At 43.4% G+C, this 23,798-nt stretch carries 21 protein-coding genes; 7 read left to right on the forward strand and 14 right to left on the reverse strand.

Annotation, left to right across the window (positions count from 1 at the left end; translation table 11 throughout):
- Positions 1-4: 4 nt before the first annotated feature.
- From IGK85_RS13840 to pfkB, 3 genes are read right to left on the reverse strand one after another with little or no spacing between them, the layout of a single operon-like run.
- The gene (locus IGK85_RS13840) at positions 5-454 is read right to left on the reverse strand and encodes a PTS sugar transporter subunit IIA (protein WP_008380329.1); all 450 of its coding nucleotides are present in this window, start codon (positions 452-454) and stop codon (positions 5-7) included.
- The gene (locus IGK85_RS13845) at positions 451-1,857 is read right to left on the reverse strand and encodes a PTS fructose transporter subunit IIC (protein ID WP_008380328.1); all 1,407 of its coding nucleotides are present in this window, start codon (positions 1,855-1,857) and stop codon (positions 451-453) included. Before IGK85_RS13845 ends, IGK85_RS13840 begins: the two co-directional genes overlap by 4 nt.
- Positions 1,854-2,792 (reverse strand): 1-phosphofructokinase, encoded by a 939-nt coding sequence (gene pfkB, locus IGK85_RS13850; RefSeq protein ID WP_008380326.1) that lies wholly within the window; start codon positions 2,790-2,792, stop codon positions 1,854-1,856. The genes IGK85_RS13845 and pfkB overlap by 4 nt, the downstream gene beginning before the upstream one ends.
- A 154-nt stretch (positions 2,793-2,946) precedes the next feature.
- On the opposite strand from pfkB, the gene IGK85_RS13855 reads away from it, so the two are divergent.
- A complete protein-coding gene (locus IGK85_RS13855) occupies positions 2,947-3,696 on the forward strand; it encodes a MurR/RpiR family transcriptional regulator (RefSeq protein WP_429972315.1) in 750 nt (249 codons plus the stop codon).
- A 217-nt stretch (positions 3,697-3,913) separates the two neighbouring features.
- The gene (locus IGK85_RS13860; RefSeq protein ID WP_429972316.1) at positions 3,914-5,209 is read left to right on the forward strand and encodes an ISL3-like element ISEfa11 family transposase; all 1,296 of its coding nucleotides are present in this window, start codon (positions 3,914-3,916) and stop codon (positions 5,207-5,209) included.
- A 169-nt stretch (positions 5,210-5,378) separates the two neighbouring features.
- On the opposite strand, the gene IGK85_RS13865 is transcribed toward IGK85_RS13860, so the two are convergent.
- The 6 genes from IGK85_RS13865 to IGK85_RS13890 form a co-directional block, all read right to left on the reverse strand.
- On the reverse strand, positions 5,379-6,317 hold the full coding sequence (locus tag IGK85_RS13865) for a 2-dehydropantoate 2-reductase (protein WP_008379573.1): 939 nt from the start codon (positions 6,315-6,317) through the stop codon (positions 5,379-5,381).
- 265 nt (positions 6,318-6,582) lie between these two features.
- Positions 6,583-7,545 (reverse strand): rhodanese-related sulfurtransferase, encoded by a 963-nt coding sequence (locus IGK85_RS13870; protein WP_008379571.1) that lies wholly within the window; start codon positions 7,543-7,545, stop codon positions 6,583-6,585.
- Positions 7,546-7,652: 107 nt separating this feature from the next.
- On the reverse strand, positions 7,653-8,402 hold the full coding sequence (locus IGK85_RS13875) for an alpha/beta fold hydrolase (RefSeq protein ID WP_008379569.1): 750 nt from the start codon (positions 8,400-8,402) through the stop codon (positions 7,653-7,655).
- Between the two features lie 98 nt (positions 8,403-8,500).
- Positions 8,501-9,373 (reverse strand): fructokinase ScrK, encoded by an 873-nt coding sequence (gene scrK / locus IGK85_RS13880; RefSeq protein ID WP_008379566.1) that lies wholly within the window; start codon positions 9,371-9,373, stop codon positions 8,501-8,503.
- A 19-nt stretch (positions 9,374-9,392) separates the two neighbouring features.
- Positions 9,393-9,890 carry an LURP-one-related/scramblase family protein gene (locus IGK85_RS13885; RefSeq protein WP_008379563.1) on the reverse strand — a complete coding sequence of 166 codons (498 nt, stop codon included), beginning with the start codon at positions 9,888-9,890 and terminating at the stop codon, positions 9,393-9,395.
- Between the two features lie 3 nt (positions 9,891-9,893).
- Positions 9,894-10,769 (reverse strand): SPFH domain-containing protein, encoded by an 876-nt coding sequence (locus IGK85_RS13890; protein ID WP_008379560.1) that lies wholly within the window; start codon positions 10,767-10,769, stop codon positions 9,894-9,896.
- Positions 10,770-10,933: 164 nt separating this feature from the next.
- On the opposite strand from IGK85_RS13890, the gene IGK85_RS13895 reads away from it, so the two are divergent.
- Positions 10,934-11,290, forward strand: a complete 357-nt coding sequence (locus IGK85_RS13895; protein ID WP_008379558.1) for a hypothetical protein — start codon at positions 10,934-10,936, stop codon at positions 11,288-11,290.
- A gap of 39 nt (positions 11,291-11,329) precedes the next feature.
- Here IGK85_RS13895 and queG read toward each other — a convergent pair whose 3' ends face one another.
- On the reverse strand, positions 11,330-12,505 hold the full coding sequence (queG, locus tag IGK85_RS13900; protein ID WP_008379556.1) for a tRNA epoxyqueuosine(34) reductase QueG: 1,176 nt from the start codon (positions 12,503-12,505) through the stop codon (positions 11,330-11,332).
- A gap of 259 nt (positions 12,506-12,764) precedes the next feature.
- Here queG and IGK85_RS13905 point away from each other — a divergent pair, with 259 nt between their 5' ends.
- The 4 genes from IGK85_RS13905 (at position 12,765) to dhaL (ending at position 17,298) form a co-directional block, all read left to right on the forward strand.
- Positions 12,765-15,089, forward strand: coding sequence for an HAD-IC family P-type ATPase (locus IGK85_RS13905; RefSeq protein WP_008379554.1), 2,325 nt, complete (start codon positions 12,765-12,767; stop codon positions 15,087-15,089).
- 204 nt (positions 15,090-15,293) lie between these two features.
- Positions 15,294-15,698, forward strand: coding sequence for a dihydroxyacetone kinase phosphoryl donor subunit DhaM (gene dhaM, locus IGK85_RS13910; protein WP_005228160.1), 405 nt, complete (start codon positions 15,294-15,296; stop codon positions 15,696-15,698).
- Positions 15,695-16,678 carry a dihydroxyacetone kinase subunit DhaK gene (gene dhaK / locus IGK85_RS13915; RefSeq protein WP_008379550.1) on the forward strand — a complete coding sequence of 328 codons (984 nt, stop codon included), beginning with the start codon at positions 15,695-15,697 and terminating at the stop codon, positions 16,676-16,678. Before dhaM ends, dhaK begins: the two co-directional genes overlap by 4 nt.
- 14 nt (positions 16,679-16,692) lie before the next feature.
- Positions 16,693-17,298, forward strand: a complete 606-nt coding sequence (dhaL, locus tag IGK85_RS13920) for a dihydroxyacetone kinase subunit DhaL (RefSeq protein ID WP_008379548.1) — start codon at positions 16,693-16,695, stop codon at positions 17,296-17,298.
- 78 nt (positions 17,299-17,376) lie between these two features.
- Here dhaL and IGK85_RS13925 read toward each other — a convergent pair whose 3' ends face one another.
- The 4 genes from IGK85_RS13925 to hisS all read right to left on the reverse strand — a co-directional run bounded on the left by IGK85_RS13925 (position 17,377) and on the right by hisS (position 23,561).
- Entirely contained in the window at positions 17,377-19,245 is a 1,869-nt protein-coding gene (locus IGK85_RS13925; RefSeq protein ID WP_008379546.1) for an acyltransferase family protein, read from the reverse strand.
- A 198-nt stretch (positions 19,246-19,443) separates the two neighbouring features.
- Positions 19,444-20,319, reverse strand: coding sequence for a YitT family protein (locus IGK85_RS13930; protein ID WP_005233887.1), 876 nt, complete (start codon positions 20,317-20,319; stop codon positions 19,444-19,446).
- Between the two features lie 156 nt (positions 20,320-20,475).
- Positions 20,476-22,251: an aspartate--tRNA ligase gene (gene aspS / locus IGK85_RS13935; protein ID WP_008379543.1), complete on the reverse strand. Its 1,776-nt coding sequence runs from the start codon at positions 22,249-22,251 to the stop codon at positions 20,476-20,478.
- A gap of 11 nt (positions 22,252-22,262) precedes the next feature.
- Positions 22,263-23,561, reverse strand: a complete 1,299-nt coding sequence (gene hisS, locus IGK85_RS13940) for a histidine--tRNA ligase (protein ID WP_008379541.1) — start codon at positions 23,559-23,561, stop codon at positions 22,263-22,265.
- Positions 23,562-23,798: the final 237 nt, after the last annotated feature.

Raw genomic sequence — 23,798 nt, forward strand, 5'->3', positions numbered from 1 at the left:
TTTTTCAATTCCCTTCTAGATACTGATTCATTACTTGTAGTAAAGCTGTTTTAGAAGTAGTTGTTTGGATCGCTTTTTTAAAATCTTCTTTCATCAGCATCCTTGCCACTTGAGATAAAATCGTAAGGTGGGTACTCCCAGCTTCATTCTCTGGTATAAACATAGCGATGATCGTATGGATTTTTTGTCCGTCTAAACTGTCCCAATCGATTGCTTCTCTAAGTTTGATTACACTAATAAATGGTCGTCTAATAACACTGCTCTTCGCATGAGGAATGGCAAAACCATCCATCATGCCTGTAGAGCCTTGTTCTTCTCGAAGGATAAATGCTGCTTCCACTTCTGAAGCATTCGTAGCATCGCCTTGTCTCCGACTTTCTTTTGCTAGAAATGATAAAGCTTCTGCTTTATTCTTTAAGAGGGAATCGATAAAAATATATTCTTCCGTAATCATGCTTTCACGTCCATTCTCTGTTTGGCAACTTTTCTTTTTTGAACCAATCCTAGCAACAAACCACCTGCGATCGATCCTGCCAAAATCGCACTTACCCATAAAAGACCATGAGTAACAACGGGTAATACCAGGAAGCCACCATGAGGTGCAGGCACTTGCACTTTGAAGAGATAGGTCAGTACAGCAGCAATCGAAGAACCAAACATCATGATCGGTAACACTCTCAGCGGGTCTTTTGCCGCAAAAGGAATCGCTCCTTCTGTAATATGTGTTGAGCCTAAGATAAAATTGACTAATCCAGCATTTTTTTCATTTGCATCAAAATACTTCCCAAAGAATAAAACGGCAAAACCTGTAATCAATGGTGGGGCAATGCATGCTGCCGAAACTCCTGCCATGAAACTAGTATTTCCTTGTGCCAATAAAGCAGTACCTGTTACATAAGCTGCTTTATTGATTGGTCCTCCCATATCGAATGCACACATACAGCCAACAATAATTCCTAATACAAAGGGACTAGAGTTTTCGAAACCAGCTAAGAAGGACATCATTGCTTCGTTGATTGTTGCCATCGGTCCTGACACAAAGTCCATAATCAGTCCTGTAATCAAGACTCCTAAAACAGGATAAAGAAAAATTGCTTTCAAACCATCTAATGATTTAGGTAAAAGAATCAATGCCTTTATCAGACCTAGCACGACATAACCGGCTAAGAAACCTGAAACGATCCCACCTAAGAAACCAGTGCCGCCGTCTGCCGCGATCAAGCCCCCAACAAACCCAACCACTAGTCCTGGTCGTTTCGCGATGCTCTCCGCAATAAATGCTGATAGGATCGGGACCATCATACTCATAGCAAAACCACCGATTCCATTGAGTCGGGCAGCAAATTCGTTGTACTGAGCGTTAGTTGGATCAGCCGAATAAATCCCCCAAAGAAATGAAATAGCAATCAAGACTCCCCCACTGACCACAAACGGCAACATATGAGAGACACCATTCATTAAGTTTTTGTAGATCGTATGTCCAATCCCACTGACGGCTACTTCTTCTTTATCGGTCGGAACAGATTGCTTCGACTGTTTGATTTTCCCTGCACCCTCTAAGGCATCAGCGATCAATTGATCCGCATTGCGAATGCCCGAAGCTACCGGGACATCAATGATTTTTTTGCCTGCAAAACGTTCGGCTTGAACATCTTTATCAGCCGCGATAATGACTGCGTCGGCAGCTTCGATCTCTTTAGCAGTCAATGCATTTTCGATCCCAATCTGTCCATGAGTCTCTACTTTGATCGAAATGCCTCGCTTCTTAGCGGCTTGCTCTAATGCTTCTTGTGCCATATACGTATGCGCGATCCCCGTCGGACATCCCGTCGCAGCTACTATCTGAAATTTTGTCATTTATGGACTTCCTTTCTATGAACATGTATTTGCGCTTCCAATTCAGGGATATCTAAAAAGTCAGTCAATCCCTTTTTAAAAGCAGTTGAACTTCCCGCTGCAATACTTCTTTTCAATGTATGAGAAACCTTCTCCTTGCGAACCATCCCAGCAATAAAGGTCCCTAATAAGCTGTCTCCCGCACAGGCTGTATTTACCACTTTGCCTTTTGGAGCATTAGCGATCAGACAAGTTGCTTCATTTAAAAAAATCCCCCCCTCACTTCCTAAAGACAGCAACACATTTTGCGCTCCTTCTGCAATTAACATTTGACCGTATTTCTGATAATCTTCGGGTGCGATCGTGGCGACATCAAATAGTGTCGCTAACTCTTCTTCATTTGGTTTGATTAAGTAAGGACGATACTGCAAACATTCCCGAACTTCCTTATAACTACTATCAATAATCAGCTTGACTTCTCGTTCCTGACAGATTTTACTGATCTCAATCAAAACCGTCGGCTGAACACCTTTTGGCAAACTCCCAGAAACACAGAGAAAATCACCTGGAACAAGAGTCTTGATTTTTGCTAACAATCGTTCCACATTTTCTGGACTGATCGCTGGTCCTTGATTGACCAATTTATATTCTTTGTTTTCTTCGTTGACTTGTGTAAAGACATTGATCCTTGTCATTCCATTAACCGCTACAAAATCGTTCTTGATGTGCTTTTCGCTTAAAAAATCTTCAATATATTTTCCTGTAAAGCCACCACTAAATCCTAAAGCAGTGCTGGGAATACCTAGCATTTTCAAAATAAGAGAAACGTTCACCCCTTTGCCATTGGCTTGGATATCATCATCTAGTGTACGATTGACAACTTGAGGCAAAAGCTGTTCTGTTTCAATAAATAAGTCAATCGCTAAATTCATCGTGCATGTGTAAATCGTTCCCATAATTGTTCCTCCTTGCTGTACCTTAAGTATGCACTGTTTCTGAATGTACATGTTTTCTAAAACGATCCATTCTGTTGAAAACATTTTCAATCTTGTTTGATTCCATTTGATTTTCAGATACAATCACACTAAAATAGCGATAAGAGGTGGCAAGATGGACAACAAATTAAGTGAAGCAGAACTATTTTTATGGAATTACATTACGCAAAACCTTTCAGAAATTCCGAGCCTTTCGATTATCAAACTAAGTGAACTGGCAAATGTTTCAACGACAACGATCGTCCGAACCATGAAGAAAAAGGGCTATGAGGGCTACACCTCTTTTAAACATCATTTAAAAGAGCAATCGAATATGACCTTGAATTTTTCAAACGTGGAGATGGTGGATGAAGAGATCCGTCGCTCCATTATTAAAAATGAACAAGAAGTCATTCGTACCTTAAATATGCTGGATACGGGCACTATTGAAGATGCGATCCAAAAAATATACAACGCGAAACGAATCGTTATTTTTGCACAGGGCTTTTCAGAATTGATTGGGGAAGAAATGAAGACAAAATTTCAACTGGTGGATAAATATTGTGAGTTGTACACTGATCCCAATATTATCACTACGATCAGTAAGCGTTTACGCAAAGAAGATACCGTGATTTTTGTTTCATTAAATGGGGAAACCGAAGAATTAGTCATCGCGGCTCAAAATTGTTACGACAAAGAAATCGGATCGCTTTTGATCACCGCCTCAAAAGAAAGCCGCTTGCTGGAATTAGTCGAGCTTTCTTTGATTGGCTTCAAATCAGAAATTTCCTTTTTCCCTGATTATGAAGTCCGCTCACGACTGCCCTTATCGGTCATTGCTCGAATATTGTTGGATTCTTATGCGATTCGCATCAAGAAAAAATAAGCAGACTCACTCGAAATCAATAAAAAAAGTCTTTTCGCCCTCATAGTGTTTCTGCTATGAGCGAGCGAAAAGACTTTTTTGGGCTCTATAATTTATGGGACTGATGAATCAGAATTGATTCTTCAGTCCCATTTTCATTTTAGGTATTAAAAAACATATCGTTCTCTAGTATGATTAAATCACCACAAAATAAACAACTGAGAGGACGATATGCTATATGAATGATTCTATCAAAAAAATGCTGAGAATAATAGAGAAAGATTTGATGATTATAGAGGTCTCTTACGAGACCCTTCAGAAGAAAAAGACGTTGGTCGTCGATGCTGTTCTCTCGCCTACTCCTCGTGCTTGTAGAAGTTGTGGTTCTACTGTGGTAGATGGAAACGGGAAAGCAATTATAGTGAAAAATGGGAAGAAGGAAACGATTGTCCGTTTTGAACAATACAATCATATGCCTTTGGTTATGCGCCTAAAAAAGCAGCGCTATACCTGTAAAAACTGCCGAACCCATTGGACTGCTCAAAGTTATTTTGTCCAACCCAGACATTCAATCGCAAATCATGTTAGATATAAAATTGCTTCTTTACTGACTGAAAAAGTATCTTTATCTTTTATTGCGAAAAGCTGTCAGGTATCTTTGACCACCGTTATTCGTACATTGAAAGAGTTTAAAAGCTATTTACCAAAGCAATCTAAGAAGATTCTCCCCAGAGTATTGATGGTTGATGAATTTCGTTCGCATGCTTCCATAGAAGATAAAATGAGCTTTATTTGCGCAGATGGCGAAACAGGAAAATTAATAGATGTTTTGCCTACGCGTAAATTACCTCGATTAACAAGCTATTTCTTAGGTTGTACCAATCCAGAAGAAGTAGAATTCTTGGTGACAGACATGAACGCCGCCTACTTCCAGCTCACCAAACGTGTTCTGCCAAATGCGAAAGTAGTGATTGATCGGTTTCATATTGTCAAACACATGAATCAAGCGTTCAATGAGTTGCGTATCCGTGAAATGAATGAACTTCGTAAAGCCGGACAGAAAAGCCAGGCAGAAAAACTGAAAAAGAACTGGCGCTTTTTGCTAAAAAATCGTGCAAACATCAACCATTATGAATACAAAACATGGAAAAGTTTCCGAGCACCAAAATACCCATTTCTTACTGAAGCAATGATGATTGATCGATTGCTTGAGTTTTCTACGCCCCTGAAGGAGGCGTATCCCTTTTTTCATGAATTAGTTGAAGCCTTTCGAGACAAAGACCCTGACTTATTTTTCTGCATATTGGCAGAACTTCCCGAAACGTTAGATGACGGCTTTCGGGAGAAGCTTCAAAACCTTCTGACTTATGAAGAAGGCATCACCAACGCAATGATCTATCCTTATTCCAATGGAAAAATAGAAGCGAAGAATACCCACATAAAGACAATGAAACGAGTATCCTACGGATTTAAATCATTCGAGAACATGAGAATTAGAATCTTTTTGATCAATCAATTAATCAATGTAAGATAACAAAAAATCTGAGCCAGAATGTGGTTCATTCTGACCCAGATTTGATTTTGCACAACTCATCAGTCCTTATTGACAAAGAGCCCTTTTTTGCTGAATGATTTGGATGCAGTCTCTTAAAATCGCTACTGACTGCTAGCGATTTTAAGAGTTATTACCTTCGCAGAAGTGTTTACTCTGCTGCTAAAATATCTTCCTTGGCATGGATCATTTGAGTCAAAAAATCACAATAAGGCGTTGGCACTTGGTACTTGCGGCCTTTTCGTGAGATTGCGCCATTGATATAATCGATCTCGGTTTTGCGATGATTATTGATCAAATCTTGATACATGGATGGATAGTGCATTCCGATGCCTTCTGGATCATAGGTTTCCTCAATATGGTGGACTACTTCGGATACATCCAGTTCAACAGATTCATGGGTAGCAACTGCCGCAAATTCTTCCACAATCGTTTGGACCATCGCACGCGCCGTTGAGGTTTGTCCGAATTGGGCAATATTCACATTTAAAATCGAACACAAACCATTTAGTGTGCCGTTGACACAGGCTTTGCGATAGATGGAGTAGCGAATGTTCTCAGAATAAGACGCATTTAACCCAGCATCAGCCAAGACTGCCGCTAATTGACGGGCATCTTCTTCTTTGCCCGGTTCGATATTTTGCAGTTCTACAGAACCATCCCCAAACAAGCGAACATTACCAGGACCAATCAAGTCCGCCGTCCAAATGGTATTTCCTAAAAAGATTTTATCCGTGCTGACATATTTTTCAATAGTGTCCTCATGACCGATCCCGTTTAATAAGCATAAGACTTTCGTTTGCTCTCCGATCATCGGTTTGATCGTTTGCATCATTTGATCCAGTTGCATCGCTTTAGTAAAGACCAGGATCAAGTCTGCTTGTACAGTCGTTGGGATCTCATTTTGCGAATAGATCGAAAAAGGGACTGCGATCTCTTCACCGTTTAAGTTCGCTCGTAATCCGTGTTCACGGATCGCTTCGATATGCGCCGGCCAGCCGTCGATCAACGTGACGTCATTTCCGCCTCTTTTTAGCATAATAGCAAAACGGCTGCCCATAGCACCTGCACCAGCAATAACAATTTTCATCTGAATTCCTCTTTCCTCTTCCACAATTAGGTATAGTTTACTCTAAAATCGTGAAATATGCGAGAGCCTTGCGTTTTTTCTCGATAGGAAAGAAAAAAGAACAATTGGAATAGTTAGATTTTTCAGATAATTAAAAAACGGTCGTTTCCAATTTTGTCCATTCAAAAAGTCGCACGGAAGATTGAAAACTTGACTGAGCTAAACCAGTTTTCGGACTCACGTGCGACCCTTCTATTCAATTATTTCCTGTGAAACAGTTGTCGTTTTAGGCAGTGACTGTTTCATTGTTTGTTGCAAAGTTTTTTAGCCGTTCAGCTTTTTCCGCTTCTGTGATCCCATGTTGTTCCACGTAACGGTTGTGTTCGTGGATGGCACAATCATAGCTACAGGCACCTAAATGGGCAGCTTGATTTTCTTCAGAAGTCAAAAATTGGCGATTGCATTCTGGGTTGGCACAGTTTACATAGCGCTCGCAAGGTGTGCCATCAAACCAGTCGCGACCGATAACTTTTTTATCCACATGATTGATTTCCACACTAATGCGTTCATCAAAGACGTACATTTTGCCATCCCAAAGCTCGCCTTGAACTTCTGGGTCATTCCCATAAGCAAAGATACCACCATGAAGTTGGGCCACATCATCAAAGCCTTCTCGCAGTAACCAGCCTGAGAATTTTTCACAACGGATACCACCAGTACAATAAGTAACGACTTTTTTATCCATAAATTTTTCTTTATTATCGATGATCCATTGCGGCAACTCACGGAAGCTGCGGATATCAGGACGAACGGCTCCCCGGAAATGGCCTAAGTCATATTCATAATCGTTACGGGCATCGATCACCACGGTATCTTCATCTAACAAAGCTTCTTTGAACGCTTTAGGATCTAAATATTTTCCAGTCATTTCTAATGGATCGATGTCATCTTCCAGGTTCAATGAAACCAATTCTTTGCGCGGACGAACGAATAGCTTTTTAAACGCATGTTCTTCTACTTCATCGATTTTATAAAAAATCCCTTTAAAACGGGGATCAGCTTCCATTTTTTCCATATAGCGATCCGTCGCTTCAACCGTTCCAGAAAGCGTGCCATTGATCCCTTCATTGGCTACTAAAATACGGCCCTTGATGCCAATTTCTTTTCCAAATGCTAAATGCTCCTTGGCGAAGCTTTCCGGATCTTCAATTGTTGTATATTTATAAAATAATAAAACGCGGTATGTCAAACCAATTCCTCCTTTTTTTGCACCCTACAGTATAGGTTATCGCGTGACAAAAAACGAGTTTTATGCTTGTACCTTTTCACACAATCTTTTTCTTTGAGCAAACAGTGTCATGGATTGGTTTTATTGAGCTCTGCCACGAAAAAAGCTGTGACTTGATCCATCGTTTCTCCACGCACCAGATGGCGTTCTTCTCGCGAGATAAACTGCAGATTTGCTTCTGGATTTTCTGCCACAAAGGCTTCCACATCAGCATAAGGAATTTTCTCGTCTTGGGTACCATGCCAAAACAAAAGAGGACGCTGTCCTAATTTCTCTGGTTGAGAAGACAGATCGTAAGCATCCATCCAGCTTAAAAGCTGACCATAATCCTCGGGTACAAAGAACCCAGCAGCGCCGGCGTGCATTTGGATGCGGTCACGGTATTTCAACATGGAAGGAGAACCCATGATACAAGCTGCCGCTGTGATTTCTGGATGCTGGCATAATAAACCACACGTGGTCATCCCTCCCATGGAGACACCGCCAACTGCGATCTGACCGTTGACCAAACCAAGGTTTTCAAAAAAATCGACTAAGTAAGAAAACTCAAATAGATTGGTTTGGATACTTTGCCAAAAAGTTAAAGAAGGAATCTCCGATAGCTGGGTCTTGCGCTCCCCATGATTGGCTGCATCTGGCAAGACCACCCGAAAACCTTCTCTAGCCAACTTTCTGCCTTGTGTCAACACTAATTCTTTACTCGTCTGCCAGCCATGATAGTAAATAATCAATGGCAGCGGCTCATAAATCATTTCTTCTGGTACGACTTCTAAGACCGGAATATTCCCGATTTTTCTTTTTCGAACAGCTAATTTCATTCTTTTCCACCTCAGCTTAAGTATACAAAAAGTCGCCAAAAGCGCCACTGATACGCTGCAAAAAAAGACCATACCCAAAGAGTATGATCTTTTTTTATTTATGAATGTAAGACCGCTTCTCGAGCCAATGCCAAACAACCGAGGGTTCCAGCGTTGTCTTCCAATGCTGGGGTCACGATATATTTGCTTAACTCAGGCGTTTCGACATACCCATTGACCAATTTTGCAAATGCGTCGTGGACGTTTTGCAGCATATGGCGCTGTTTCATCACTCCACCGCCAAAAATGATCACATCTGGAGAAAACATCAAGGTTGTATTGTAGGCACATTGAGCAATATAGGAGGCTTCGATCTCCCAATAAGGATCATCTTCTGCAACCTCTTGTCCTTTTTTCCCTAAGCGTTTTTCGATGGCTGGTCCAGCGGCCATCCCTTCTAAACAGTTGCCATGAAATGGACAGCTGCCAGCAAAGTCATCTTTTGGATGAGGGACGACCAGCATATGCCCCATTTCTGGATGACTAAATCCTTCGATAAAGCGCCCTTCTTGTAAGGCACCGCCGCCAACACCTGTACCGATCGTGTAGTAAACGACACTACTCAATCCTTTGCCACTGCCGAAGACATACTCACCATAGGCAGCCGCATTGACATCTGTTGTCCAAGAAATCGGGATCGGAAATTCTTTTTTCATGGTACCGATGAAATCAAAATTTTGCCATGCCAATTTCGGGGTCGAGGTAATGTACCCATAAGTGGCAGAATCGTGATGGATATCGATAGGCCCAAATGAGCCAATCCCAATCCCTGCTAAATCTGCTTGGTATTGTTTGAAGAAATCAATGACTAAAGGCATTGTTTCCTCAGGTGTCGTTGTCGGAAAGCTCACTCTTTCCTTGATCGTCATTTCTTCATCGCCAATGGCACACACAAATTTTGTACCGCCTGCTTCAATCGAACCGTATAACATGCACATCGCTCCTTTTTTTCTAACTACTTGCTGAACTTGACGCTGCGGCATCATCTGCTTTGACGCGATCGATGGCTACCACTAATGCAATGATCAGGTCATCTAGATCTTCTTCATAGATCACGACTTCATAGGTATCGCCCCAAGAGATCCATTTTTTGTGGATCTCTGCGATCCGCTTGCCGTTGCGGTTGACCACAAAATCCATATCCCACCAATTGCCGTCCACATCGATGCCTTCTGCACTGATGGAATAGCGGGCTTTAAAAAATGTGAAATGTTTTTCTAAAACGATCGCTTCTTGGCCGTGGACTTCCACAAAAAATTTTGGTAATAAACTGAACACTTTTTTGGTGATCTGCGCGATCGGTCGCTGCTGCTCATTGAAGATCGTAAAACTTTTCGGGATCTTAAAAAAACTGCCTTCGACATAATAGCGAGGGTTTTGTAAGTCATCGGTCACGGTAAATTTTTCGCCGATGCTGAAAACCTTCTGTTTGATGTAAAGTTTCTTCAAATGCTACACTCCTTTCTCTTTGACATCGCCCGTATTGATCACCGGCTGAGTGCCTTTATCGGTAATGATCGACACCAATAAATTATTGATCAGTTGGACTTTGCGGTCGTCTGTGAAATTGATGTCCTGTCCGTCTTCGATTTGTTCTAACGCCATTTGTGTCATGGAGACGGCCCCTTCAACAATGATTTGCCGTGCTGATAAAATTGCTTTAGCTTGTTGGCGCTGCAGCATCGCACTAGCGATCTCAGTCGCATACGCGAGGTGATTTAAGCGGGTCTCTATGACTTCGACCCCAGCAACAGCTAATCGTTCCTGCAATTCTTTTGCCAACTCCTCCGAGACTTCACTTGTATTGCCTCGCAACGTCAGATCATCGTCATTGAACGTGTCATAAGGGTATTGCGTCGCAATATGACGAATCGCTGTTTCACTTTGGATCTCAATGAAGTCTTGGTAATAATCGACATCAAACAATGCTTTAGCGGTATCTACAACTTTAAATACCACCACTGCCGAGATCTCGATCGGGTTTCCGTCTGAATCATTGACCTTCAACAGCGAACTGTTAAAGTTGCGAACTTTCAATGAAACATTGATTTTTTGGGTTAATGGGGTTGTCACAAACAAGCCGTTGTCTTTAATGGTTCCTAAATATTGCCCAAAAAAGAGGATCGCTTTGGCTTGGTTGGGTTGTACGATCGTTAACGAACTAAGGAAAAGAAACGAAACGATCCATAAAAGAATACTGAGAACGATTTCGAGAACGCTCTCATTTACGAACCCATGATAAAACAAATAACCGCCGCCAACTAATAACCCGATTAGCACAACCAGTGCTAAATACCCATTCACATGAAATGTCTGTTTTTCTGTCATTTTTATTCCTTCCCTTCTTGCTCTTATCTTACCTTGGTTAAAGCCGCTGTGCAAATGTTCTTGCGCATATCAGCGACGATTCCCAATCAAGCTATTTTGTTTTCTGCAACTTTCCCGTTACAATTAAGGTAGGACAAAATTTTTCACAAAAAGGAGTAATTCTTATGGCACAAAAAATTGACTTAGAAACGAGTAAATGGTCGTTGGAATCGATCATTAAAACGGTCGGCACCGATCTTTCCTCTGTTGTGGAGGTACAAAACAAAGACGGCATTGACGTTGTAGTGATCTCGAAAGACGAGTGGCAACATCTTTTGGAATTACTCGATGCGCGTCATGCAGAAGGCTATCGGTTAGAACAAGAGCTTCCTGAAGAAATTTTAATTGACGTTGCCGATACCGACAATCAGTATACAGAAGACGGCGAGTTAGAAATGGAACTGCCTGAACGTGTGCATCCAGCACCTGATTTTGAACTGGATTCAGAAGAAATCGTTGAAAGTGATGACGTACTAGATTAAATAAAAAAGCAAAACGGCCCCGGGCTCGTTTTGCTTTTTTTATAGCTCTTTTTCCTGCTTTTTGGTAATGACTGCTTGCAATCGTTCGATGGCAGGCTGCAATTCTTGTAGCGCCTCTTCTTCGGGTTCTAACTCTGCACACCGTTGCAGTCGCTCTAACCACATTTCTGGTTCTTTGACGCCCAACTGGCCAATGGCCCAATAAGCCGTTCCTCGAATCACTGGGCGCACGTCTTCTGTCGCACAGCGCCAAATCGCTGGCAAGGCACTGCGGTCTCCCACATTGGCTAAGGCGATGATGGCATTACGCTGCAGAGGTTTTTTCCCCCGCCAAGAGCCAGATAGATGTCCAAATTGTGCTTTGAAGGCTTTGTTTGATAAAGACAGCATCGGTTGCAGTTTTGGATAAACGGTATCGACTTCAGGCTCCATCTCTTGATGAAAATGGAAGTCTTTCCCCCGATTATAAGGGCAGACCAGCTGACAAATATCGCAGCCGTAAATCACGTTATGCATCTTTTTGCGGTACTCTTCTGGCATCATACCCTTCGTCTGGGTTTGATAGGACAAACAGCGCTGGGCATTCATTCGACCATCGCCCAATAACGCTTTGGTGGGGCAAGCCGTCACACAACGCATGCAATCACCACAACCAAACGGGACTTCTTCATCTGGTTCAAGAGAGATATTAGTGACGATCTCCCCTAGATAAACAAACGAACCAAATTCTTCCGTAATCAGCAAGCCATTACGACCGATAAAGCCAAGACCCGCCCGCTGCGCTGCCGCCACATCCACCAATTCCCCTGTATCGACTTGCGGTGCGAAACGCCATTCGACTTGTTCTTCCATCGTTTGCGCTTGTTCTTTGATAAAGGCGATCAAGCGATCCAATCGTTCTCGCAAAATATCATGGTAATCGATGCCCCACGAGGCACGGGCAAACATGCCGCGTTTTTCATCCCGCGGGACTTTCTCTTTGATTTTTGTCGGATAAGCTAAAGCGATCGCAATGATCGTTTGCGGATTTTCAAATGTCCGTTCAGGATAGATACGCTCTTCGATCACGGGATGCTCAAAACCAGACGTATGACCTTTGGATTTTTGTTCCCGCAAGGAAGGCTCCAATGCCAAAAACGGCTCCGCTGAAGCAAACCCGATTTTGTCAATGCCAAGCCGCTTGCTTTCTGCAATAATTTTTTCTTTTAAAGACATGCTCGCTACCCTCTTTTGTCCGCTAAGCATCTGCTTCTCGGCTTTTTCTCTTCCCCTATTATACGTAAGCACCTGAAAAAAGTCGATGGTGCGGTTTGTTCCCCCAGTTTTTTTCTTTCTTTAAAAGAACACGTGTTGATTGTTTAAGATTTTAATTAATTTTATCGTTATTTTCCTCGCAACGATTGCATTGCCTTTTTCGAATGCTAGACTATATAAAGGAATTAGAAAGAAATGAACAAATGAAATGGAGATGCTTATGACTCAATTACCCACCGGCTTGACTGCAGCAGAAGTCGCCAAGAAAACCCAAGAGGGGTTGCACAATGATTATGAAACAAAAACCAGTAAATCAACTGCTGCGATCATCAAAGACAATTTACTGACATTATTCAATTTTCTCAATCTATTGATTGGCGTTTTTTTATTTGCCGTAGGCGCCTATTCCAACATGTTCTACTTAGCGATTATTTTTGTGAATATCACCATTGGGATCAGCCAAGAATTGCACGCGCGTAATTTAGTAAAAAAACTCTCACTTGTTTCACCGCAAACGGTACGAGTGATTCGAGATGCCCAAATCCATGAGATTTCAGCCAAAGAATTGGTCTTAGAGGACGTAGTTATTCTTGGTGCTGGGGACCAAATCCCCGCTGATATGACTGTGCTTTCTGGACTAGTCGAAGTCAATGAAGCGATGCTGACTGGTGAAGCCGATCTGGTTGTCAAAGAAGCAGGTGCTTCCTTACTCTCAGGGAGTTTCATCGTCAGCGGTGAAATGACAGGAACAGTCCTTCATGTCGGTGCAGAAAACTACGCAGCGAAACTAAGCAATGAGGCAAAGGTCCACAAACCGATCCGCTCTGAGCTGCTTGCTTCGATCCGTAGTGTATCCAAATTCACCAGCTATGTAATCGTTCCTTTAGGGGTGATTTTGTTCTTCCAAGCCTTTATGATGCGAGATGCTGGGATCAAGGAATCCGTCGTCGTTTCTGCCGCTGCCTTATTAGGAATGTTACCAAAAGGACTTGTCCTGCTGATCAGTATCGCCTTGACGACAGGTGTCATTAAATTGGCAAAAAAACGGATTTTGGTCCAAGACATGTATGCCGTTGAAACCTTAGCGCATGTCGATACCCTTTGTCTGGATAAGACGGGGACGTTGACGGAAGGCCATATGGTTCTCGAATTGATCGTTCCTCTCCAAGCCGACAGCGACCCTAACATGCTCTTAGGGAATTATTTGGCAGCCAGTACGGATAACAATTTGACGATGCAAGCATTGCGTCAAGGCTGTCCTGAGCTAACGGATCATCAGCCGATCGACGTCGCTGCCTTTTCTTCACAGCGCAAATGGGGTGCTGTGGCTTTTGAACATCTAGGAAATGTCTATCTTGGTGCACCTGAAAAAGTCGCCGGCTCTGCTGCCTTGCCGCAAGTCATAGAAGCGCAAGAAGCTGGTCTACGGGTGTTGATTTTAGCCGTAGAAACTGATCCAAAAACGCCAACATCCTTTGACCCAACCAACGCACAAGCGGTGGCTGTCTTGATTTTATCCGATATCATCCGCCAAAACGCAGAAGAAACCTTGGCTTACTTAGCGGATCAAGGCATCGATCTAAAAGTGATCTCTGGCGATAATCCAATAGCTGTCGCAGCGATCGCCCATCGTGCAGGCCTAGCGAATGCCGATCAAGCCATCGATCTTTCTACCTTAACGACCGAAGCAGAAGTCCGAGAAGCTGCGACACGCTATACGGTCTTTGGTCGTGTGACTCCTGAACAAAAGAAACTACTCGTTCAAGAATTAAAAGCCAATCAACGGACCGTTGCCATGACGGGTGATGGCGTCAACGATGTGTTGGCACTACGGGAAGCCGACGTCAGCATTGCAATGGCTGCTGGCGACAGTGCGGCTCGTCAAATCGCTAACTTTGTCTTATTGGATTCTGACTTTACTACGTTGCCAGATGTTTTATTTGAAGGACGCCGCGTCGTCAATAACGTGACCAAAGCGTCGGGAATCTTCTTTATCAAGACGATTTACAGCTTCTTGCTCTCTTTGGTTTGTATCCTGACATCCAGCGCCTTTCCGTTCTTGCCGATCCAAATCACATTGATCGACTTAGCAATTGAAGGCTATCCTTCTTTCTTCCTTTCCTTTGAAGAAAACAAAGCACCGATCAAGGGGCGCTACTTGCCGACAGTCTTGCTCAATGCGTTGCCAAATGCCTTGTTGGTGTTAGTCAATTACTTTGCGATCCGCTTTTTACAAACCGATTACGGTTGGTCGCAATTTGATACGACGACCTTGTTGTACTATTTGTTGATCGGGATCAGCTGTATCGCTGTGATTCGCTCTTGCTTGCCATTAAATCCATTGCGATTGTTCTTAGCGATTACCACTACCGTGGGGATCTATGTCGCAGCAATGCTTTTCCACGGATTGCTGGAAGTCGGTTTCTTGACCGCCGTAACATTGCCTTACTTCCTTGGCATGATGGCATTGAACATCTGCCTGTACGTGGGGCTTTCTTTCCTAACGAAGCGCTTTTCAGCCAAAGTGCTCGTTAAACAATCCTAATTGATTTTGCAGCATCGCTCTTTCTTGCTTTGTCCAGAAAGACGATGCTGTTTTTTTGTCCTCTCCATAGGTGCAACCATACAAGAAGAAAGAAATTTGGTATACTGAACCTGTAGGCGGTTTCAACAAGGACGGTGTTTCTTTGGAAAAGGCAACCCCCTTGTCAAACAGCCAAATTTAATCAGAAAGTGTTGGTGAAATTGGATGAAAAAAAGTATTTTACTCGTTTCTCACAGTCAGCAACTCACCGAAGGATTAAAACAGATGATCGAAGAAATGGCTGATGGCGAGTCAGTCACGATCTATTCTTTAGGCGGGACAGCAGAAGGAGAGCTGGGTTCTGACGCCACGAAAATCGTGGATGCCGTCAACGAATCCGCAGATGCTGAACTGATCTTAGTCTTTGCCGATCTAGGCAGTGCCGTTTTGAATGCCGAACTTGCTTACGACATGCTGGAACCTCAGCAACAAGAACGCTATCACCTGATCGACGCGCCGCTGGTGGAAGGTGCCTTTGCTGCAGCGATCACCGCTGGTTTTAGTGATGATTTGGCACAAATCGTTGCAGAAGCAAAAAAAGCAGCCGAGAAAGGATGGCATGAAGCATGAAAAAAATCATTAATGATCCCTCAATGATCGTAGAAGAAATGTTGGCTGGTATCGTAGGCAGTTATCCTGAACTGGTCCATCAAGTCGCCGACTCACGGGTGATCGCTAAGAATAATCAAAAAGAACAAGTCGGTCTTGTTTCTGGCGGTGGGAGCGGACATGAGCCGGCCCATGCTGGCTTTGTCGGTGATGGGATGCTTAGCGCCGCCGTTTTAGGCGATGTCTTCACCTCCCCTACCCCCGACCAGATTTTGACGGCTATCCAAGATTCTGATCAAGGACAAGGCGTCTTGTTGATCGTCAAAAACTATACTGGCGATATCTTGAACTTTGAGATGGCCAAAGATATGGCAGAAATGGAAGAGATCACAACGGAGATCGTGGTCGTTGATGATGATATCGCTGTTGAAAATAGCACCTATACTGCTGGGAAACGAGGAGTTGCCGGTACGGTCTTAGTCCACAAGATTTTAGGCGCAGCTGCTCGTAATGGTGCCAGCTTAAGTGAATTAAAAACACTGGGCGATGCCTTGGTTGCATCGATCAAAACCATTGGGGTCGCATTAAAAGCGGCAACAGTTCCTGAAGTTGGGAAACCAGGTTTTGACTTAGCCGATGATGAGATCGAGTATGGCGTGGGTATCCACGGCGAACCTGGTTACCGTCGAGAAAAACTGAAACCCTCACGTGAACTAGCAAAAGAGTTGGTGGAAAAAATCTTGGCGGATTATGAAAAGACCCCAGAAAAAGTCGGTGTCTTGATCAACGGTATGGGTGGTACGCCGCAAATGGAGTTATTCGTTTTTGCCAATGATGTCGCGAAATTACTCGCAGAAAAAGACATCCCTGTCTCCTTCCATAAAGTCGGCAATTTCATGACTTCCATCGATATGCAGGGACTTTCACTGACCTTGATCGACTTCAGCGAAACGGATCACACCGATGCGTTAAATGAAGCCGTCACAACAATAGCCTGGTAAAGGAGCGAATAGAGATGCAATTGACAACAGAAACGGTGCAAGCATGGTTAGATACCTTCACGAAAGAAATCGAAGCAAACAAGGCCTATTTAAGCGATTTAGATACACCGATCGGCGACGGTGACCATGGCAACAATATGGCACGCGGCGTAGCCGCTTATCAAGATGCTTATGCCAAACAAAAGCCAACGACGATCAGTGATACCTTTAAAGTCTTCTCGATGGCAATGATCTCAAAAGTCGGCGGCGCTTCGGGTCCCCTTTATGGTTCGGCGTTTATGAATATGACCAAAGCAACGAAGGAACTAGAAACAATCGACTCCTTTGAACAATTAGGTACGATCGTTGAAGAAGGCTTGACCGGCATCAAAATGCGGGGAAAAGCTGAGTTTGAAGACAAAACGATGGTCGATGTGTGGCAACCTGTCGCAGAAGCCTTGAAAAAAGGTGAATTGACCAAAGACACGATCGAAGCAGCGAAAGAGCATACCAAAGAACTAGTGGCTAAAAAAGGCCGTGCCTCTTATGTTGGTGAACGTGCCATCGGTCATATCGATCCCGGATCGGCTTCTAGTGCGATTTTATTTGAGTCTTTGTTAACGGTGATAGAAAAGGATTAAAAAAACGATGCTCTTACAAAATACCGTTTAAGACAAAAGACAAACCTTATGATTGCATAAGGTTTGTCTTTTTCTTGTTTATTCCTCTTGTAAAATCGTTTGGGCAACTAGCTTCACGTATTGATCCATGCCATCTGGATTTGGATGGACCCGATCTTCATAGAACCAGGACTCTTGGTCATTACTCAAATCATACCAATCGATCAAGGTCATATTGTCGTATTTTTCCGCCATGCGCTCCAACATCCGATTGACTTCATTTTGCCAACGCTGTGTCGGTACCCGTACATTGATCCAGTAGACTTTGCGATCACCGATCTCGTTCATAAAGCTGTCAAATTGGGCTTCTGTAAAGGAACCATTCGTCCCTAGCCCCACAAGGACGGTATCCCGCAAAAGATTTTTTTCTTTCAAGTCTTTGATCAATTCAGGGCTCGCATACAGCTGGCGCCCAACATCCCCATCAACTACCGCTTGGGTAAAGACTTCTTTCAAGTCAGCCGTTGCATCCAGCATCACAGAATCACCAAAAGCCGTGATTTCAAGAGATTCCGCTTTTTTCACTTGGGCTGCTGTTAAATCATACTTTTCCATGATATTTTTTTCATCTTCACTCGTGTTCGCCTCATCATCCGCTTCATTTCCTTCAGCATTCGCGTTCTTTTGCGATTGCTCTGCCGCTTTTTTATTGGCCGCAATGTTGTCTTTCAACTGCTGCTGCTGGGCATCGACATAATTCGTCGGTGCAGTCACGACGCCAAACAAAGCAACGAGGGTAATGAGTAAGCTGGGCACTAACCACGGTTTTTTCCAACTAAAAATTGGTTTACTGAACCAACCGCGGACCGTTCTGAATGTATCTTTGTACTGGAATTTACGCATTGGGTTTTCGATAAACCGATAGGACAATTCACTGATAAACAAGATCAAGAATAGTTCCACTAACGTGTGCATCAGCACGTTCTCACCGATATTTCCCACTTTTGCTTCGTAAAAAATCATCACTGGAAATTGATACAAATAGATCCCATAACTGCGCTTGCCGATATAACTGAAAATCGGATTACTCAATACACGATTCAAACTGGCTCCGGGATGAGCGGTGACTGCCACAAGAATCGTACATAGGATACTGATCAAGAACATGCCGCCATAATAGACAAAGGTCAAATGATCATCTAAGAAAAAGAACGCTGCGATCAGACCAGCCAAAGAAGCAAAACCAGAGATATTTAAGACCCGTTTGGCTTTTTGCGGTATCTCTTTCTTCAAGTGGGTACTTGGCCAAATGAATGCTAAGGCACTCCCCATCCAGATCGAAAAGAGCCGCGTATCTGTTCCATAATAGACCCGTGTCGGATCAGCGCCTGGTGTGTAAAGGACCGCTAACAGAATTGCCGATAAAATCGTGACTGCGGCAGTAAATTTAAAGGCGCGATGCCTCTGCTTGCCGATTTTCATCAACAAAATAAACACTAAAGGCCAAATCAGATAGTTCTGTCCCTCCACAGCCAGTGACCACAGATGGGTAAAGGGGGATTCATTGCCGAACCGATCAAAATAGGATAACCCATGATTGATCTGCCACCAGTTGTTGTAATACAGCAGCGAGCTAACAAAAACCCCGCGCAAATTATTCAGCAGGTTTCGCTGGAACAAAGTGATATACGCTGCTGAGATAAGCAGCATCACCACCATTCCTGGATAGAGCCGTTTCATCCGCCGAACATAAAAATCTTTGACTTTGATTTTGCCGTTTTGATCCCACTCTTGCCTCAGCAAGTCAGTGATTAAATAACCTGATACGACAAAGAATACTGGAACTCCTAAATACCCGCCTCGCATATGAGTAGGTAGTAAATGATATAAAATAACGCCGATGACTGCCAAGGTTCGAATGCCGTCAAACCCGGTAATATAGCGGCTTGTGCTTAAACGTTTATTCATTTTTCAACCACTTTTCTCTAATTGATCCAATTGTTTCATAAAAAAACAATTTCAGCATGAACGCTATTGATTCCATACTCTCATAATTTACCAGAAATCCCCCATATAAAGCTAGCAACATCTGCTATATTTCAAAAAAATTAATTTTTGGCGAAAAAAAAGTACTTCTATAAAGAAATACTTTTTTCAACTCCTTTTTTACAGTTCTTCTTCATAAAAGCGACCCAAAATCTGGACATTTTCCGCAATACTAACAAAAGCTTTTGGATCGGCTTCTTTCATAGCACTGCGCAGCATCGGCAGTTCAAAGCGTGTGACTACCGTCAGCAAAACCGTTTGTTTGTCATGCTTGTAGGCTCCTTCGGCTTCATTGATGATGGTAATGCCTCGCCGCATATGTTTTTGGATCGTTTGAATGACTTCTTCTGGGTTGCGAGTGATGATCGTCACCTGCATTTTCTTTTGCTTCGTAAAGACCGCATCCGTCACTTTTCCACTGACAAAAATCGCGATTGCACTATACAACGCATATTGCCAGCCAAACAAGATTCCGGCGGCGAACAAAATAACAATGTTAAAGAAAATCGATATCGAGCCGATCGTCTTCCCTGTCCGTTTGCGGATGGCAATGCTGACAAAATCCAGCCCTCCGGAAGAAAGACCATTCTTCAAGGCATAGCCGATCCCCACTCCATTGATGGCACCACCGAAAATCGCACAGATCATCGGGTCCGTCGTGACGGTTTCTTCTGGCAAAATTTGCACGAATAAGGATGTCAATAAAACAGTGATTCCAGTAAAGATCGTAAATTTGTGGCCGATCTTAAACCAGCCAAGAAAAAATAATGGCACATTCAACAATAATAGCGCAAGGGATAAGGGGATATAAAACCCGATCCATTCTCTTGAGATCGTAGTAATGATCTGAGCGACACCGGTAATGCCGCTGGAATAAATATTGCCCGGCTGATAGAAAAAATTGACCGCAATCGATGCCAGCAGTGCGTACACGATCGAGAATGAAAGTTTGTTGGCATATTCCGGATGAGGGAGCCATTTAAACAGAGGAGTCATTGCATTTCATAGCCTCACTTTTTTGATTTGCCTTTATTATACTTCAGCACATAAAAAAAGAAACGAGCAATGAAAGAAATGGGTGAATTCTCATGAACTTTTTTCATTCATTCACCAATTTCTATTTCATCACTCATTTCATCATGGGTTTAACGCTTATTCGTTTTCTTCAACCGTTGTTACATCAATGCTCAAGTCAAACAGTTGCATTGGCGAAACGGTACTTGGCGCTTGTGACATTGGATCAGCCGCTTTCCCATTTTTAGGGAAGGCAATGACTTCGCGAATGTTTTCTTCACCAGCCAAGAGCATGACTAATCGGTCTAACCCAAGGGCGATGCCGCCATGTGGTGGGAAACCATAATCCAAAGCATCCAATAAGAAGCCAAATTGATTTTGCATCTCGCGACGTGAGAAGCCTAGCGCTTCAAACATTTGCTCTTGCACTTCCCGTGTATGGATACGCAATGATCCGCCACCTAGCTCGTAACCGTTTAGCACGATATCGTAGGCTTGCGCATAGACTTTTGAAGGGTCTGTCGTTAACAACGGCAGATCGCTTTCTTTTGGCAATGTGAACGGATGGTGAGCAGAAACATAGCGACCTGCTTCTTCATCGTATTCAAATTGCGGCCAGTCAGTAACCCATAGGAAGTTGAATTTGCTCTCGTCGATCAAGCCTAATTCTTTTCCTAATTTATTACGGATCGCACCTAACGTCGCTGAAACGATCTCAAAGGAATCGGCACCAAACATCAGAATATCGCCAACTTCCGCATTGGCTGCTGCAATAATCGCGTCGGTTGCTTCCGTCAAGAATTTAGCGATCGGTCCTTTCAATCCATCTTCTTCAACTTTGACCCATGCCAATCCTTTGGCACCAAATTGGCCAGCGTAATGGCCTAGATTGTCCATGTCTTTTCTTGAGTATTTGTCTGCAGCCCCTTTGGCATTCAAGACTTTCACAACGCCGCCTTTTTCAAGAGCCATTTGGAAGACTTTAAAATCAACGTCTTTCACAACTTCTGATAAGTCGATAAGCTCCATGTCAAACCGTGTATCTGGTTTGTCACTGCCGTAGCGTCCCATTGCCTCATCATAGGTCATCCGTGGGAATGGCAAGGTAACTTCGATGCCTTTGACTTCTCGCATCACTTTTGCCAATAGCTCTTCCGTATAGGTTTGGATTTCTTCTGCCGTCAAGAAAGAGGTTTCGATATCGACTTGGGTAAATTCTGGTTGACGGTCGCCCCGCAAATCTTCGTCACGGAAGCAACGTACGATTTGATAGTAGCGATCGAAGCCGGCGCCCATCAATAACTGTTTAAAAATTTGTGGTGATTGCGGCAACGCATAGAAATGACCTGGATAGATCCGTGAAGGAACCAAATAATCCCGCGCGCCCTCTGGTGTTGATTTTCCTAGATAAGGTGTTTCGATATCCAAGAACTCGTTCGTGTCTAAGAAATTGCGGATCACTTGCGTCGTTTTCGCCCGCATCACGATGTTGTTCGTCATTTTTGGACGACGCAAGTCTAAATAACGGTATTTCATGCGAATCTCGTCGCCAACGGTTTGATCATCTTCAATCAAAAAGGCTGGTGTTTTTGCAGTGTTTAAAATCGTGATTTCGCTGATCATCACTTCATAGGCACCTGTCACCATTTTCGGATTGATGGCTTCTGGTGCACGATTGATTACTTGACCTGTTACTTCTAATACATATTCGCTGCGGCATTTGTCCGCGATTTCCCAGGCTTCTTTCGAAACCTCAGGATTGAAGACGATTTGCACGATCCCTTCCCGGTCGCGCAAGTCAATAAAAATCACGCCACCTAAGTCACGGCGCTTTTGCACCCAGCCTTTTAGTGTCACTGTCTGGTTTAAATGGGTCTCATTTACTAACCCGCAATATACTGTACGTTTTGTCATTCTTTTTCTCCTCACTCAAACATTTTGGTTGTCATTTCATCGTAGATCTCATCGAAGCGGGCATAAAGATCCGCTAACGGAAATTGTTTTTCTTCACGGCTTGCCATGGATTTGATATTGATCACTTGTTCTGCTAATTCTGTTTCGCCTAGAGTCAGAACCAACCGTGCCCCTTGCTTATCAGCAGATTTAAACTGGGCTTTGGCTTTACGATCCATGAAATCACGATCGGCAGAAAAGCCGAAATTACGAATCGCTTGCACGACTTTCAGCGCTTCTAAATTGGTTTCTTGTCCCAGACCAACCACATACGCATCTAACTCATTCAAAGCAGGAATCACAACTTCTTCGGCTTCCATAGTGATCAATAAACGTTCGATCCCCAAAGCAAAACCAAAACCAGGTGTTTCTGGTCCACCTAGCTCTTCCACTAAATGATTGTAACGACCGCCGGCACAGATGGTGGCTTGCGCCCCCATTTTTGGTGCCTCACTCATGATCTCAAAAATCGTGTGGGTATAATAATCCAGACCGCGCACCATATTCGAATCGACCTCATAAGGGATCTCCAACGCATCCAGCATACTCGTTACGGTTTCAAAATGTGCCTTGGCATCTGGCGTTAAGTAGTCTAAGATCGATGGCGCATCTGCCACAAATTTTTGGTCTCGCTTGTCTTTGCTGTCAAGAACCCGCAAAGGATTCTCATGCAAGCGGCGTTTTGAATCCTCACTAAGCTCCGCTTCATGGGGCGCTAGATAATCGATCAACGCTTGACGATAGTTTTGGCGTGTCTCTTTGTCACCTAATGAATTGATGACCAAGCGCAATTGACTAAGTCCTAATTGACGATAAAAATCCATTGCCATCGCCATTGTCTCAACATCGGTCGCTGGATTTGCTGAACCGAAAACTTCGACACCGATTTGGTGGAATTGACGCAAACGGCCTTTTTGCGGACGTTCATAACGGAACATTGGTCCCATGTAAAACACTTTATAAGGCTTCGTATGTTCTGGTCCGAATAGTTTGTTTTCGACATAAGAACGAGCGATCGGTGCGGTGCCTTCTGGACGCAACGTCACATGCCGCTCTCCTTTATCGTAAAAATCATACATTTCTTTTGAAACGATATCCGTTGTGTCCCCTACACTGCGGGCAATCACTTCAAAGTGCTCAAAAATCGGTGTCCGAATCTCATTGAATTGGTAATCGCGAAACACTAAACGTGCTGTTTCTTCCACAAATTGCCATTTTTCGGATTCTCCTGGCAAAATATCGTTGGTTCCTTTTGGACGTTGGTAACTCATCGTATGCATCCTCCTATTTGTTTCATGGTTGCCCATGTTCTTTGCTTTCATTACTTGTTTGCTTATTCACCTATTGCTTGTTGCTCGTTGATATGGGTGGGTTGTTCTCGTGTTTGGCTTTTGGGTTATTGCGCTTTTAGTGGTTGGTTGCTGCTGGTCATCATCTATTCTGTCTTGCTTCAAAAGACAATCCCAGTGATTCCTAGTACGGTTACTACGCTCCCTAGGGTCGCCTAG

It is taken from the genome of Enterococcus sp. AZ015 (genome assembly GCF_050499225.1).
GTDB lineage: Bacteria > Bacillota > Bacilli > Lactobacillales > Enterococcaceae > Enterococcus_D > Enterococcus_D entomosocium.